Genomic DNA, 14,812 nt, shown 5'->3' on the forward strand with positions numbered 1-14,812 from the left:
AGACAGAGTGCCTCGGCAGACGCTCGACTCGCTGGTGACACAGGTCGCCTCCGAGCTGATGGGTGTCGACGCCCAAACCATGGTGGCGTCGAGTGAGCGGGTGTTGTCATGGCTGGTTTCGCACTTCGACGTGGACTTCAGCTATTTGCGGCATACCGACCTCGAACGCCGGGAGTCCATCCTCATCGCCGAATGGCCGCCGCGCGAGGCAATTCCGGATCCGGATCCAATCAGCGTTGCCAAATTCGATGAGGCCGATCCGGTGTTTGCCAGCCTCGAGCACACGACCGAACCATTCCTGATCCGGCCAACGCCCGAGTTCGCGGATTATCAGCGCACTATCCGCGACTCTTCCGGCCTGTCCTCGGTATCGGTTGCCTCGGTCCCGCTGGTATCTCGTGGTTTGCCGACCGGCGTGCTCGGTTTCGTCAAGGAGGGCGACCGGGAGTGGAGTACGCGGGAACTCAATGTGCTCAAGGCGATTGCCGCGCTGTTCGCCCAGCTGCAGGCGCGGGTGGTGGCGGAGGAGCGACTGCGCTATATCGCCATGCACGACGACCTGACCGGTCTGGCCAATCGCCGGGCGCTGCTCGAGCACATGGAAGATCGGCTCCGGTCCGGGAGTTCCGGCCCGGTGGCGACGTTCTTCCTCGACTTGGATCGGCTCAAGGCGCTCAACGACTTCCTCGGGCATACAGCCGGGGACAACTTCATTCGGACGCTCGCTACGCGGTTGCGGGAGAACCTGGACCCCGGTGACGTGATCGCGCGGCTGGGCGGGGACGAGTTCGTCATCGTGCCGGCCAAGCCGATGGACGCCGCGGCCGCGGAGCGGGAGGCGATGCGGATTCAGCAGCTCATCGGGCGGCGGGTGACCGTGGGGGAGGAGACGGTGAGCCGCGGGGCGAGTGTGGGTGTGGCGCTGGGGATTCCGGGGGAGACCACGGTGGCCGACGTGCTGCGGCGGGCGGATCACGCGCTGCTGAGCGCGAAGTCGAGCGGCGGGAACGGCGTGGCGGTGTTCACCGATGCCATGCGGGCGCAGTTCGAGTTGCAGGATGACGTCGAGTTGAACCTGCGCGGGGCGGTGTCCGACGGTTCGCTGTTGTTGCACTACCAGCCCGAGGTGGACCTGCGGACCGGGCGGGTGGTGGCGCTGGAGGCGCTGGTGCGCTGGCAGCATCCGACGCGCGGGCTGTTACCCCCGGGGGCGTTCGTGGGCGTGGCGGAGGCGACGAACCTTGCCGGGGAGTTGGGGCGGTGGGTGATCCGTTCGGCCGCAGAGCAATTCGCGAGCTGGCGGCGGCGGGGGCTGGCCTCGAACGTGGTCATTCGCATCAATGTGTCGCCGGTGCAGCTGGTGAGCCTGGACTTCGTGGAGACCATGGAGGGGATTCTGCGGCGCTACGGGATCGACGGGTCCTCGGTGTGCCTGGAGATCACCGAGCACGTGGTGGTGCAGGATCTGGCGCGCACGCAGGTGACGTTGCGCGGGCTCAAGCGGATGGGCGTGCAGATCGCCATCGACGACTTCGGCACCGGGTACTCCTCGCTGTCGCATCTGAAGGCGCTGCCGGTGGACGCGGTGAAGATCGACCGCGGCTTCGTGCAGCGGCTGGGCGCCAGCGCCGATGACCTGGCCATTGTGAAATCCATTGTGGGGCTGGCTGGTTCGTTCGGTCTCGGGGTGGTCGGCGAGGGCGTCGAGACCACCGTGGCCGCGCGCACCCTGGTGGCGCTGGGTTGCTATCGCGCGCAGGGCTTCCTGATCGCGCGGCCGATGCCGGCCGAGGAGGTCGAGGAGCATCTGGCGGCGGGTCGCATCGCGCTGGATCTGGACCTGCCGGGCGCGAGCCGGTCGTTCCTGCCGGGGCCGTCCTGAGGGCCGACCCCTAACTTTCCCGGGATGTGGCCCGAATCCTGGAATGTGGCTCGAGAGCCCAGGAAAATGGGGGCGTAACGGGTGCGTGCCCGACTCGCGAACAATACTGTTCGCGTAGTAGCGTGCGGTCTGACAAGGCTGTCAATTTGAGGGATGGTTCCGGCGTGCGTGATCGTGGCCTGAGCGGCAAGAAGACATTGATTACCGGCGCGGCCAGCGGTATCGGCCGTGCCACGGCGCTGGCATCCGCCCGCAAGGGGGCGCGGCTGGTGCTCACCGACGTGAATGCCGACGGGCTGGACGCGACCGTCGAATCCATCCGTTCCGGCGGCGGCATCGTCGAGGTGGCCGAGGCCCTCGACATCAGCGACTACGACGCCGTCACCGCCTTCGCGGAGCGAGTGCACGAGCGGATCGGCTCGCTCGATGTGGTCATGAACGTCGCGGGCATCTCCACCTGGGGGACGGTGGAGAACCTCGAGCACCGGCACTGGAAGCGCCTGGTGGACGTGAATCTCATGGGGCCGATCCACGTCATCGAGAATTTCATCCCGCCCATGATCAAGGCGAAACGCGGTGGCGCGCTGGTGAATGTCTCCTCGGCGGCCGGTCTGCTGGCCTTCCCCTGGCATGCCGCCTACAGCGCGAGCAAGTTCGGTCTGCGCGGTGTTTCGGACGTGCTGCGCTTCGATCTGGAGCGCCACGACATCTCCGTGCACCTGGTGGTCCCGGGCGCGGTCGACACGCCGCTGGTGCAGACCGTGGACGTGGTCGGCGTGGACCGTGACGATCCGCGAATCCAGGCTTGGATCAAGCGTTTCCGCCGCCACGCCAAGTCGCCGGATCAGGTGGCCGAATCCATTCTGCGCGGGGTGGAGAAGGGTACCTATCTCATCCACACCCAGTTCGACATCCGCTTCGGCTACTGGTGGTCGCGCAAGTGGGCCTGGCCCTACGAGTTCGTCATGCGCCGCGCGAACGATCTGTTCACCACGTTCCTGCCGCGGGAGACGGTGGATTCCGGCCAAAAGCATGCCGGAATGACGGAAGCGGCTCTGGCCACGGAGGCAGCCGAGGTCGCGGCGACGGCCGAGGTTGCGGCGACGGCCGAGGTTGCGGAGACGGCCCGAGCCACGGAGACCGCCGGAGTCGCGAAGACGGCCGGAGTGACCGAGGCGGCGGGCGCGCCGGAATAGCGGAGGCTCAGGAAGACTCGGGGGCGCAGACCCCCGGCTTCTTGCAGTTCTCGGCGGCGTGGGTGTCGAGCACGCGCGCGCCCGGTCCCTCGTCGCCGAGGTGGTCGTGGGCGTTGAAGATCTTGCACACGCCCAGTGACAGGCAGCCGCAGCCGATGCAGCCGGTCAGGTTGTCGCGCAGCCGGATCAGCTGTTCGATGCGGTCGTCGAGGTCCTCGCGCCAGACGGTGGACAGGGTCTCCCAGTCCCGCCGGCTCGGGTTGCGGCCGTCGGGCAGGTTGTCCAGGGCGCGGCGGATCTCGGCCAGCGGTATGCCGACACGCTGTGAGATACGGATGAAGGCGACCCGGCGCAGGGTTTCCCGCGGATAGCGGCGTTGGTTGCCGCTGGTTCGGCGGGCTGTGATCAAGCCCTCACGTTCGTAGAAATGCAAGGCGGACACCGAAACTCCGGCCCGCTGGGCCAGCTGACCGGGGGTCAGTTCCTTGGCTTGCCACGACGCGGTTTGCACACCTGAACATTACTCCAGGTTTTTCGCCGGTGCGAATTGCATGCCATCCGTGCCGAAGGGAACTACCGTCGTGTCATGGGAACAAAGGCCGCACCCACGGCGCGACCGTTTTCCGTGACCTCGGAGGTCGGCGCGCTGCGCACGGTGCTGTTGCACCGGCCGGGCGACGAGCTGCGCCGGCTCACCCCGCGCAACAACGATCAGCTGCTGTTCGACGCCATCCCCTGGGTCGAGCGCGCGCAGCAGGAGCACGATGCCTTCGCCGGGGTGTTGCGCGGGCGCGGGGTCGAGGTGTTGCTGCTCGCCGATGTGCTGACCGAGACCCTCCAGGCCAGCGGAGCCGCGCGCATTCAGGGCATTTCGGGCGCGGTGGACGCGCGGCGGCTCGGGCACGTGCTCGCCGACGAGCTGGCCGCTCATCTGCGCGGGGTGCCCGCCCCGGAGCTGGCGCAGATCCTCATGTCCGGCATGACATTCGACGAACTGCCCTTCGGCCCCGACGCCACCTCGCTGGTGCGGCGCATGCACCACGGGCACGACTTCGTCATCGACCCGCTGCCGAATCTGCTGTTCACCCGCGATTCCTCGTTCTGGGTCGGGCCACGGGTGGCCATCACCTCGCTCGCGCTGCCGGCGCGGGCGCGTGAAACCTCGCTCACCGACCTGATTTACGCCTTCCACCCGCGCTTCCTGGGCGTTCGGCGGGCCTACGAATCGCACCAGGCGCCGATCGAGGGCGGCGACGTGCTGCTGCTCGCGCCCGGTGTGGTGGCGGTCGGGGTGGGGGAGCGCACCACGGCCGCGGGCGCGGAAGCCTTGGCGCGCAGTCTCTTCGAGGACGATCTGGCCCACACCGTGCTCGTCGTGCCGATCGAGCAGACCCGTGCGACCATGCATCTCGACACCGTCTGCACCATGGTGGACGTCGACGCGGTGGTCATGTACCCGGCCATCCAGGATGAACTGTGCGCCTTCACCATTCGCAAGGAGGAGGGTCACGGGGTGAGCATCTCCGGCCCCGATCCCTTCCTGCGGGTGGCCGCGGAGGCCATGGGCATCGGCAAGCTGCGCGTGGTCGACACCGGTCTGGACGGCGTCACCGCCGAGCGGGAGCAGTGGGACGACGGCAACAACACCCTCGCCCTGGCCCCCGGTGTGGTGGTCGCCTACGAACGCAATGAGAACACCAATGCGCGGCTCGAAGACGCCGGAATCGAGGTGCTGCGCATCCCCGGCTCCGAGTTGGGTTCCGGCCGTGGCGGTCCGCGCTGCCTGTCCTGCCCGCTGTCGCGTGACGAGGTGTGATGAAGCCATGCTGGACATCCCGGTCGACCACCACTCGACGGTCCCGCCCTACGAGCAGCTGCGCCAGGGCATCATCGCCCGGGTGCGCTCCGGCGAGCTGGCCGCCGGGACCAAGATCCCCACGGTCCGGGCCTTGGCGGCGACGCTGAAGCTGGCCCCGAACACGGTGGCGCGCGCCTACCGCGAGCTGGAGCAGGACGGTGTGCTCGAAACCCGCGGGCGGCTGGGCTCTTTCATCGCCTCCTCCGGCGATCCGACCCGGGACCTGGCCGGCCGCGCGGCGACCGAGTACGTCGCGGTGATCAGGCGGCTGGGCCTCGACGACGACGCCGCGGTGCGTTACCTGCACGCGGCGCTCGGTGAGGCGCACACCCCGCTGTGAGCGTCGCCGGTCCTATCGCCAGCTGGGCAGCCACAGGTGGTCGTGCCAGCTGCCCTGGGTGATGGGCATGCCCGTCAGGATCGGCCACAGCCAAATGAAATTGGCGATGACCAGGGCCAGGTAGAGGCAGACCAGCAAGAGCCCCAAGCCTTGTCGCTCGCTCCGCGGCAGGAAGCTCTGCCAGCCCGGCGCTCCCGACAGGCGTCGGCCGCTGGGTGGTGCGTGGCCGAGGATGTCGCCCAGGGCCAGGGCCACGCCCATGGCCAGGAACGGCGCGAGCGGCACCGCGTAGAAGAAGTACATCTGCCGGTCCAGGTCCAGGAACCAGGGCAGGATGCCCGCGAGATAGCCGACCAGCACGGCGGCGTAGCGCCAATCGCGGCGGACCGCGCTGCGCCAGATGGCCCAGACGAGCATGGGGAAGCAGACCCACCACAGTGCCGGGGTGCCGATCGCCATGACGGCCTTCACACAGTTGGGCTGGCCGCATTCGGTGATATTGGAGTCGGCGTAGTAATAGAGCATCGGCCGCAGGCCCATGAACCAGGTCCACGGTTTGGATTCCCACGGATGGTGATTGCCCGCGGAGTTGGTGAGCCCCTCGTGGAAGGTGAGCACCTCGCCGCCGTAGTACCAGAGCCCGCGCAACGCGCTCGGCACCCAGGAGAAGTCGCCGCCGCGCCCGACCCGTACGCCGACGGCGTAGCGGTCGTAGCTGGTCTCGCTGGCGAACCAGCCCCAGAAGGAGGCCAGGTAGACCAGGACGGGGATGACGCACATCGCGTAGACGGTCGGCCCGAGATCGCGGACCGCGGTGCCGGCCCAGGGCCGTCGTACCCGGTAGCCGCGTCGCGCCGAGAGGTCGAAGGCCAGCGACAGCGCGGTGAACGCGATGATCCAGTACGCGCCCGACCATTTGGTGCCGCAGGCCAGCCCGAGCAGGATGCCCGCCCCGAACCGCCACCAGCGCACCCCGAATCGGGGCCCGTATTCGCTGTCGTCGATCCGGCCCTCGGCCGCGACCAGTGCGATGCGCGCCCGGATGTCGTCGCGGTCGACCACCAGACAGCCGAAGGCCGCGACCACGAACAGGGCCTGGAAGATGTCGAGCATGCCGATGCGCGAGGACACGAAGGTGAGCCCGTCGCAGATCAGCAGGATGCCCGCGAACGCGCCGATCAGGGTGGAACGGGTCATCCGGCGCACGATGCGGATGGTCAGCAGCACGATCAGCGTTCCGGAGACCGCGGCGGTGAATCGCCATCCCCAGGGCGAATACCCGAAGATCGCCTCGCCGATGGCGATCATCTGTTTGCCGACCGGCGGATGCACCACCAGCCCGTATCCCGGGTTGTCCTCCACCCCGCCGCCGGTGAGCACCTGCCAACCCTGTGGCGCGTAATGCTTCTCGTCGAAGACGGGCGTGTGCAGATCGGTGGGATAGTTCAGGAACAGGAACCGGGTGATGGCGGTGATGGTCGTCAGGAACGCCGTGACCACCCACCCCCGAGCCCAATCCGTGGGCCCGAAATCGGGTGAGGGCATCAGCGGAGCCGGACTCGACAGCGCCGCCGTCTCCGCCCCCGCCGCTGCCGGTCGCACGTCGGTCACCTGGGTCACGCGTCCGATCGTAAGCGGTAGCTCGCCCAGAGTCCCGCCTCGCGTACCCGCCCGCTCCCGCCGCCGCCGCTCGGGCCCGCCCGCCGCCCGGCCCGGTGGCCCGGATCCCGCGTGCCGCGGCTGCGCTGACTCGGAGCCGATATCGTTGGGCCGCTCGCGGTCGCGCAACTCCGATTCCCGGGTCGGCCGAGGCGACGGGGACTGCCGCGGTGATGGCATGGTTCGCGCGGACCCGTGGACTCGGACCGGTAAGGCGGCGCCGCGCAGAGCTCGGCCGAGTAGCGCACGCGGATGCTGTGGCGGGTGGGCCGTGCCCGCGTGGATAGAGTCGGGGGCGACGTGGATGCCCGAGGACGAGGAGCGAATGTGAGCGCGGAGCCGAGTTCCGGCGGCCGGCTGGTACTGGCCGCCACGCCCATGGGGGACATCGGTGACGCTTCGCGGCGGTTGCGGGACGCGCTCGCGACGGCGGATGTGGTGGCGGCCGAGGACACGCGGCGGACCAAGTCACTCGCCAAGGCGCTCGAGGTGGAGATCAGCGGGCGGGTGGTGAGTTTCTACGACCATGTGGAGACCGCGCGGATTCCGATGCTGCTCGAGGAGATCCGGTCCGGGCGGACGGTGCTGCTGGTGACCGACGCCGGGATGCCGTCGGTGAGCGATCCGGGGTACCGGATGGTGGCGGCCTGTGTGGAGGCGGACCTGCCGATCACCTGCCTGCCGGGGCCGTCGGCGGTGACCACCGCGCTGGCGCTGTCGGGTCTGCCGGTGGAGCGGTTCTGTTTCGACGGGTTCGCGCCCCGCAAATCGGGGCAGCGCAAGGAGTGGCTGCGCACGCTGACCTCCGAACCGCGCGCGGTCGCGTTCTTCGAGGCTCCGCACCGGCTCGCCGACTGCCTGGCCGACGCCGTCGAGGTGCTGGGCGCGGATCGCCGCGCCGCGGTCTGCCGCGAGCTGACCAAGACCTACGAGCAGGTGGTGCGCGGCAGCCTGGGCGAGCTGGCCGCCTGGGCGGTCGACGGGGCGCGCGGCGAGATCACCGTGGTTCTCGAGGGCGCGCAACCGGTTTCGGCCGAGCCCGCCGATCTGGTCGGGCAGGTGGAGGCGTTGATCGAGTCGGGATTGCGACTCAAGGACGCCTGCGCGGAGGTCTCCGCGGCCACCGGGGCCTCCCGTCGTGAGCTCTACGACGCGGTGCTGGCCGCGCGATCGGCCGACTAGCGCGGCGGCGCGCTGTTAGAGTCGCCGATCATGGGGTACGAGAACACTGTCGCGGCAAGCGAATTGGCTATCGCGCCGTTCGAGCTGACCGCGGATTTCTATCAGCGTCCCCACCTGGCCTATGACGAGTTGCGTGGGCGCGGCCCGGCGCATTTCGTGCGCTTCCCCGACGGTGGAACCGGCTGGCTGGTCACCGATTACGAGGCGGCCAAGGCCGCGTTTCTGGATCCGGCCATCAGCAAGGAGCTCAAATCCGAGGGCGCGCGGGCCGCGCTGGCCGGAGACGGCGGGCAGACGGCCGGGGCCATGTTCGGCGACATGATGCTGTTCTACGACCCGCCGGAGCACACCCGCCTGCGCACCCTGGTGAATCGGGCCTTCAGCAGCCGGGCCGTGCGCGAGCTGGCCCCGCGCATCTCCGACATCGCCGATGCCCTGCTCGCCGACCTGGCGGCGGACGCGGCGGCCGAGCAGGATCTGTTGGACCGCTACGCTTTTCCGCTGCCCATCCTGGTCATCTGTGAACTGCTCGGCGTGCCGGCCGGTGAACGCGACAATGTCCGAGCCTGGTCGACCACCCTCGTCTCCGAGGGTGAGTCCGCCGAGGCGCGGGGCGCGGCGGTGGGCATGTTCCTCGCCTATGTCGATCAGCTGATCCGCGCGAAGAGTGCCGCGCCGGCCGATGATCTGCTGTCCGAACTCATCTCGGTCAGCGAGGACGGTGACAAGCTCTCCCATCGCGAACTGATCAGCATGGTGTTCCTGCTGTTGATCGCCGGGTTCGAGACCACCGTCAACCTGATCTCCAACGCGGCCGCGATCCTGATGTCCGACAACGCGGTTCGCGCCGCGCTCGTCCAGGATCCGGATCGAATGGCGGATTTCGTGGAGGAGGTGCTGCGCTTCGAGTCCCCGGCCAGCGAGGGCACTTTCCGCTATACGACGGTTCCGGTCACCCTCGGCGGTGTCGAAATCCCTGCGGGCCAGCGCATTCTGATATCGATGGCCGCCGCCGACCGTGACCCGGCCCGATTCCCGGACCCGCATACGATCGACCTGGATCGCGCCGACAAGAGCCACCTCGCCTTCGGGTACGGCGTGCACCGCTGTGTGGGTGCGCCCCTGGCGCGGATGGAGGGCGGGATCGCGCTCACCCGGCTGCTGGCGGCCTATCCGGATCTGGAATTGGCCGCCAACGCCGAATTGACCTGGCGCAAGAGCCTTATCGTGCGCGGCTTGACCGGCCTGCCGGTGCGACTTCGACCGTGACGCCGGACTTCACGCTGTGAGCGGGGCCGGCTTCTGGAGGAACTCGCCGACCTGTTGAACGGCGTCGGCCGCCTCCGGATGGAACGACCAGTAGATCTGGAAGGCGTGTCCGTCGACCCCGAAAATGTCGTGGCGGACCGTGTTTCCGGCCGCGGCGAGCCGGGCGACGAGCACATCGGTATTGCGGCCCAGCCCGTCGAACTCCCCGGATTGCACCAGGGTCGGCGGCAGTCCGCTCAGATCCGCGCACAGCGGGTTGGCCTCCGGGTCGCTCGCCGAGCGCCCGGCCAGATAGGCGTTCTGGAACCGCATGTGCTGCTCCACATCCGCGGGCGGATCGTCCTCGGGGGCGTAGAAGTCGACCGCGGGACAGAGCAGGACGGTCGCGCGCGGCAGCGGCAGGCCGTCGTCGCGGGCCCGGACCAGGACCGACAGCAGCAGCATCGCTCCGGTCGAATCACCCACCAGCGCAATCTGTTCCGGCTCGGTGTCGGTGTTGAGCAGCCAGCGGTACGCGGTCACCACATCGTCGCGGGCGGCCGGAAACGGATGCTCGGGCGCGAGGCGGTACTCCGGGACCAGCACCCGGGCCCGCCCGGCCTGCGCGACGGCTCCCGCCATGCCGCGGTAGCCGTAGGCCGAGCCCATCATGAAGCCGCCGCCGTGCGCGTAGACCACCGTCGTGTCGAAGTCCTCGGCGGGAACGAGCTGAATTCCCGGCACGCCGCCGGCGTTCACCGGTTCCAGCCGGATGCCCTCGGGCATCGGGAACTCCGCGTGCATGAGTTCGAAGGCCGACCGCATGGGCGCGAGCTCGCCGTTGAAGGTCTCCTCGACCGGACTCCACAGCTGGCCCATGCGGGCCGAGAGGGCCCCGCCCGCCGACCTGGCCGCCGTCAGGGCCGCGTCGAGGTCGGTGAGCACGTCACGGGTCCGATCCAGCAGTGCCGCGCCCGCGGGGGTGAGGCTCACGCTGCGAGTATTGCGGTGGAAGAGATCGCAGCCCACCAGCTTCTCCAGGCCCCGCACGGTCCGGCTGAGGGCGGGCTGGGTGACGTACAGCCGCTGCGCCGCGCGGCCGAAGTTCAGTTCCTCGGCGACCGCGACGAAGGCGCGCAGGTGCCGGAGTTCCACGCCCTCGGGGGTCTGAGGTAGCGGCTCGACCATGCGCCCGAGTATGCCCGCCGGGGATTCATTCCGCAGCGGCATCGCTGTCTTGCTGACCCGGCAATTCCCTGGGCTTTCCGAAACTGCGACCGTGGACGCATGGGAAAAATCATTGCAGGGCAGTATCTTTCACTCGACGGCGTGACCGAGAGCGGCTGGACCGGGCTGAGCCCGGCGATCTCGCCGATGGACCCGCTCACCGCGCCGTATTTCAACGATTCGCAGGTGCAGCAGGCGGTGGGCGAGCTGATGGCGGGCAACGACGCCATGCTGCTGGGTCGCACCACCTACGAGAACCTGAAGGGCTTCTTCACCAGCCAGTCCGGCCCGTACTTCGACGCCGTGAACGCCATGCCCAAGTACGTGGTCTCCACGACCCTCGAGTCCTCGGACTGGAACAACACCACGGTCTTGCGGGACAACCTGGTCAAGGAGATCGGCGCGCTCAAGGAGCGGCATCAGCAGATCGGCATCGGCGGCAGCGGCACCCTGGTGCGCTGGCTGATCGCCGAGAACCTGCTCGACGAACTGCAGCTGCTGTTCTTCCCGATGATTCTGGGCGGTCCCGGCGCGCGGTTCTTCACCCTCGATCAAGCGCCCGCCACCTTCACCCTCACCGACTGCCGTCCCCTGGACTGCGGAGTGGTGGTGCTGACCTACACCCGGCAGGACGCGCGAGCATGAGCCGCCGCATCACCGCCAGCGTCTACCTCTCCCTCGACGGCGTGGTGGAAGCGCCGGAGAACTGGCACTTTCCGTATCACGACGACGCGACCCAGGAGGCGGTGCTGGCGGGGATGCGCGCCGCCGACACCGTGCTGCTGGGCCGCAAGACCTTCGACATCTTCGCCGGAGCCTGGCCGGAGCGGACCGGGGAGATGGCGGACTGGTTCAACCTGAGCCCGAAGCTGGTGGTGTCCTCGACACTGCGGGATCCGGAGTGGAAGAACACCACGGTGATCGCCCCGGCACGACTGGTCGAGGAACTCATCGAGCTGAAGGCGCGGCCCGGCCGCGCCATCGGCGTGCACGGCAGCATCAGCCTGGTGCGGGCGCTGCTCGAGCACGGGCTGCTCGACGACCTCACCTTCATGATTCACCCCCTGGTCGTGGGCTCCGGCGAGAGAATGTTCCCCGAGACCGGTCCTCGACTTCCATTACGACTCACCGCCGCAACCACTTTCGGCAGCGGCATTCAATCCCTGACTTACAGCAAGGAAAACTGATGGAACCCGTCAAAGCCTTCGTCGACTCCAAGGACGGCACCCGGATCGCCTACACCCGATACGGTTCGGGCCCGGCGGTCGTGCTCGTCGACGGCGCCCTCGCCGCCCAGGAGTTCGGGCCCAACAAGTCACTGGCCGAGGCGCTTTCGAGCCGCTACACCGTCTTCACCTATGACCGGCGCGGGCGCGGCGAAAGCGGTGAGAACCTGCCCGTCGATGTGGAGCGGGAATTCGAGGACCTGGACGCGGTCACCGACCTGGCCGGGGAACCGGTGATGCTCTACGGCATCTCCTCGGGTGGCGGACTGATCCTGGACTATCTGCTCAGTGGCCGTACGGCGCGCAAGGTCGCGCTCTACGAGGTGCCGTTCGTGGTCGACGACACCCGCTCACCGGCCCCGGCCGACTATGTCGAGCACATCCATTCCCTGCTGGCGCAGGGCAAGAACGGTGACGCGATCAAGTACTTCATGCGTGCGGGCGTGCATCTGCCCGCGCTCATGGTGGCCGCGTTCCCGCTGTTCCCGGGCTGGAGTCACCTCAAGAAGGTGGCCCCGACCATCGCCTACGACCTGCAGTACGTCCAGGCGTTCCAGCGCGGCCGCCCGCTGCCCGCCGATCGCTGGTCCGGCCTGGATGTGCCGTTCACCGTGATCGCGGGCAGCAAGAGCCCCGCCTGGATGCGCAATGCGAATGCGGCACTGGCGCAGGTGCTTCCGGGTGCGACGCACCGGGTGCTGCCGGGCCAGACTCACCTGGTCAAGGCCCCGGTCCTGGCTCCCGCACTGATCGAATTCTTCGGCTGAACCTTGTTCCGATTACCCGGGGCCCACCAGTTGGCGGGCCCCATCAGCTTGACCAGGGCCGGAACCAGCAGCATGCGGACCAGGGTGGCGTCGATGATCAGCGCGATCACCATGCCCAGACCCAGGAAGCGCATGGGCGTGAGCGGGGACAGGGTGAAAGCGCCGGTGATCAGTACGAGAAGCGTTGCCGCCGCGGTGATCACGCGAGCCGTCCGCACCGTGCCGACGCGCACCGATTCCTCGGTGTCCGCGCCCGCATCGTGGGCCTCCACCATGCGTGACAGCAGGAAAACCTCGTAGTCGGTGGAGAGTCCGAAGACCACCGCGATGATCAGCACCAGCATTCCGGCCGAGAGCGGGCCGACGCTGATGTGCAGCACGCCCGCCAGGTGCCCCTTGTCGAAAATCCAGGTCAGCACCCCGAAGGTCGCGGTCAGGCTCAGGAACGCCATCAGAACGGCCTTGAGCGGCAACATGATCGAGCGGAAGGCCAGGGCCAGCATGAGCAGGGTCACCGCCACCATGACCGCGATCATGAGCGGCAGCCGGTCCAGCACGGCGGCGACGCTGTCGACGGTGCTCGCGCTCTCACCGCCGACCCGCAACTCCAGTCCGTCCAGCCGCAGCTCGCGCAGATCGCGGACGATGTCCTGCGCCTTCGGTGAGCGGTCGGGTGCGGCGAGTGCGGCGTGCACGATGGTGGTGTTGTCACGGGTATCGAGCGCCATGGCCTGACGGACACCCTTGACGCCGCCGATCTCCCGCAGCGCGGTACTGACGGCGGCCGGGGTCGGTGCGCTGCCATCGGTTTCGCGCACCAGGATGGTCGCACCGCTGTTGGCGACCGGGAAGTGCGCGCTCAATTCCTCGACGGCGACCCGGGTTTCATTGCCCGCGGGCAATGCGGTGTGGTCGATATCGCCGAGCCGAACCCCGGTGAGCGGCGCGGCCAGCACCAGCAGGATCGCGCCCACCGCGAGGGCGACCGCGCCGGGACGTCGCATGACCGCGGTGACGACCCGTCCCCAGAACCGTTGCGCCCGTGCCTCCGAACGTTCGAAGGCGTCCGCGCGCCAGCTCCACTTGCCGATGCGCGAACCCAGCAGGGCCAGGATCGCGGGCAGCGCGGTCACCGACAGCAGTGCGGCCAGTCCGACCGCGGCGATCGCACCCATGCCCAGCGAGCGCAGGACGGCGAGCGGGAACACGAAGGTGCCCGCGAACGCGCACATCAGCAGCAGCGCCGAGAACAGCACCGTGCGCCCGGCGGTCTGGAGCGTCCGGGTCACGGCCTCCTCGGTCGATCGCCCCTGTCCCAGCTCCTCCCGGAACCGCCCGACGATGAAAAGCCCGTAGTCGATGGCCAATCCGAGTCCCAGCAGCGACACCACGTTCATGGCGAACACGCTGACCTCGGTCATCCGGGCCATGATCCCGACCACGCCGAGTGCGCCCACCACCGCGAGGGTGCCGATGAGCACCGGCAGCGAGGCCGCCACCACGCCGCCGAACACCAGCACCAGGACGATCGCGGTCAGGGGAATCGAAATGGACTCCGCCAGAACAAGATCGTGCCGCGATTGATCGCTGATGGTGTCGGCCAGGGCGCTGTATCCGGTCAGCTTCGTGTCGAGTCCCGGAACCCGCAGCGCGGCCGCTATTTTCGGATACTCCGCGACCCGCTGATTGTCATCGCCCGCCGAGAACACGACCGCGACCGCCTGCCGCCCATCCGAAGACCGCAGGTAGTTCGATCGCGGACTGTTCCAGAAGCTTTCGACCGGCCGGTCGAGCAGCGCGGGATCGATCGTCCCGATCGCCGCGGTGACCTGCGGCCCGATATCGGCCAGCGACTTCCCCTCGGGCGCGGTGTAGATGGCGATGACATCGGGGTTCTGCGGCCCCAGCCGCTCGGTGACCCAGGCGTCCACCGACGCGGATTCCCCCTTGGGCACCACGAATCCGGCCGAACTCACCCGCTGCTGCAGTCCGGCCGCGAACAGCCCACACGCCAACGCGAACAGCACGGCGACGACCAGCACGGTTTTGGGTCGTGCCACCACGACCCGCGCCCAGACCGCGATCGGGCCACCGGATTCCACGGCTTTCGTAGTCACGGGCGAACTGTCAATGGCAGTCATGGTGCACTCCGATCTCTGCGTGCGCCGAGCGGCAGACCAGGGGGCCTACACGTCAACCCGGCATGCCGGTCCCCTGGTCATCCCGG

General features: G+C 68.6%; 12 protein-coding genes and 1 pseudogene. 9 read left to right on the forward strand and 4 right to left on the reverse strand.

Annotated features, from left to right (window positions below; genetic code table 11):
* Positions 1–58: 58 nt before the first annotated feature.
* Both GPX89_RS38000 and GPX89_RS38005 read left to right on the forward strand, forming a co-directional pair.
* A complete protein-coding gene (locus GPX89_RS38000; protein WP_235949052.1) occupies positions 59–1,882 on the forward strand; it encodes a putative bifunctional diguanylate cyclase/phosphodiesterase in 1,824 nt (607 codons plus the stop codon).
* Between the two features lie 164 nt (positions 1,883–2,046).
* Positions 2,047–2,883 (forward strand): annotated as a pseudogene (locus GPX89_RS38005) (SDR family oxidoreductase); the annotation flags it as partial.
* 202 nt (positions 2,884–3,085) lie between these two features.
* On the opposite strand, the gene soxR reads toward GPX89_RS38005, so the two are convergent.
* The gene (soxR, locus tag GPX89_RS38010) at positions 3,086–3,589 is read right to left on the reverse strand and encodes a redox-sensitive transcriptional activator SoxR (RefSeq protein WP_328602767.1); all 504 of its coding nucleotides are present in this window, start codon (positions 3,587–3,589) and stop codon (positions 3,086–3,088) included.
* A gap of 75 nt (positions 3,590–3,664) precedes the next feature.
* Here soxR and arcA point away from each other — a divergent pair, with 75 nt between their 5' ends.
* Together arcA and GPX89_RS38020 are read left to right on the forward strand one after the other, a co-directional pair.
* On the forward strand, positions 3,665–4,894 hold the full coding sequence (gene arcA / locus GPX89_RS38015) for an arginine deiminase (RefSeq protein WP_157392590.1): 1,230 nt from the start codon (positions 3,665–3,667) through the stop codon (positions 4,892–4,894).
* 7 nt (positions 4,895–4,901) lie between these two features.
* Positions 4,902–5,276, forward strand: coding sequence for a GntR family transcriptional regulator (locus GPX89_RS38020; protein WP_157392591.1), 375 nt, complete (start codon positions 4,902–4,904; stop codon positions 5,274–5,276).
* 12 nt (positions 5,277–5,288) lie between these two features.
* Here GPX89_RS38020 and GPX89_RS38025 read toward each other — a convergent pair whose 3' ends face one another.
* Entirely contained in the window at positions 5,289–6,896 is a 1,608-nt protein-coding gene (locus GPX89_RS38025; RefSeq protein WP_407939543.1) for a dolichyl-phosphate-mannose--protein mannosyltransferase, read from the reverse strand.
* A 366-nt stretch (positions 6,897–7,262) separates the two neighbouring features.
* Between GPX89_RS38025 and rsmI the strand changes: the two genes are divergently transcribed.
* Together rsmI and GPX89_RS38035 are read left to right on the forward strand one after the other, a co-directional pair.
* Positions 7,263–8,117, forward strand: a complete 855-nt coding sequence (gene rsmI, locus GPX89_RS38030) for a 16S rRNA (cytidine(1402)-2'-O)-methyltransferase (RefSeq protein WP_328602768.1) — start codon at positions 7,263–7,265, stop codon at positions 8,115–8,117.
* A 30-nt stretch (positions 8,118–8,147) separates the two neighbouring features.
* Positions 8,148–9,386 (forward strand): cytochrome P450 family protein, encoded by a 1,239-nt coding sequence (locus tag GPX89_RS38035; RefSeq protein WP_157392593.1) that lies wholly within the window; start codon positions 8,148–8,150, stop codon positions 9,384–9,386.
* Between the two features lie 9 nt (positions 9,387–9,395).
* On the opposite strand, the gene GPX89_RS46095 is transcribed toward GPX89_RS38035, so the two are convergent.
* Positions 9,396–10,595 (reverse strand): alpha/beta hydrolase fold domain-containing protein, encoded by a 1,200-nt coding sequence (locus tag GPX89_RS46095; RefSeq protein ID WP_157392594.1) that lies wholly within the window; start codon positions 10,593–10,595, stop codon positions 9,396–9,398.
* Positions 10,596–10,652: 57 nt separating this feature from the next.
* Here GPX89_RS46095 and GPX89_RS38045 point away from each other — a divergent pair, with 57 nt between their 5' ends.
* Genes GPX89_RS38045 through GPX89_RS38055 form a run of 3 tightly spaced genes read left to right on the forward strand, consistent with a single transcriptional unit; the run spans position 10,653 to position 12,585 of the window.
* Positions 10,653–11,237 carry a dihydrofolate reductase family protein gene (locus GPX89_RS38045; RefSeq protein ID WP_157392595.1) on the forward strand — a complete coding sequence of 195 codons (585 nt, stop codon included), beginning with the start codon at positions 10,653–10,655 and terminating at the stop codon, positions 11,235–11,237.
* The gene (locus GPX89_RS38050) at positions 11,234–11,779 is read left to right on the forward strand and encodes a dihydrofolate reductase family protein (protein WP_157392596.1); all 546 of its coding nucleotides are present in this window, start codon (positions 11,234–11,236) and stop codon (positions 11,777–11,779) included. Before GPX89_RS38045 ends, GPX89_RS38050 begins: the two co-directional genes overlap by 4 nt.
* Positions 11,779–12,585 (forward strand): alpha/beta fold hydrolase, encoded by an 807-nt coding sequence (locus GPX89_RS38055; protein ID WP_157392597.1) that lies wholly within the window; start codon positions 11,779–11,781, stop codon positions 12,583–12,585. The genes GPX89_RS38050 and GPX89_RS38055 overlap by 1 nt, the downstream gene beginning before the upstream one ends.
* Here the strand turns inward: GPX89_RS38055 and GPX89_RS38060 are convergent.
* Complete coding sequence (locus GPX89_RS38060) at positions 12,531–14,702, reverse strand: MMPL family transporter (RefSeq protein WP_407939544.1); 2,172 nt, start codon at positions 14,700–14,702, stop codon at positions 12,531–12,533. The two genes, GPX89_RS38055 and GPX89_RS38060, sit on opposite strands and share 55 nt — an antisense overlap.
* Positions 14,703–14,812 lie beyond the last annotated feature (110 nt).

The sequence above is a fragment of the Nocardia terrae genome (assembly GCF_009760405.1).
Classification (GTDB): domain Bacteria; phylum Actinomycetota; class Actinomycetes; order Mycobacteriales; family Mycobacteriaceae; genus Nocardia; species Nocardia terrae.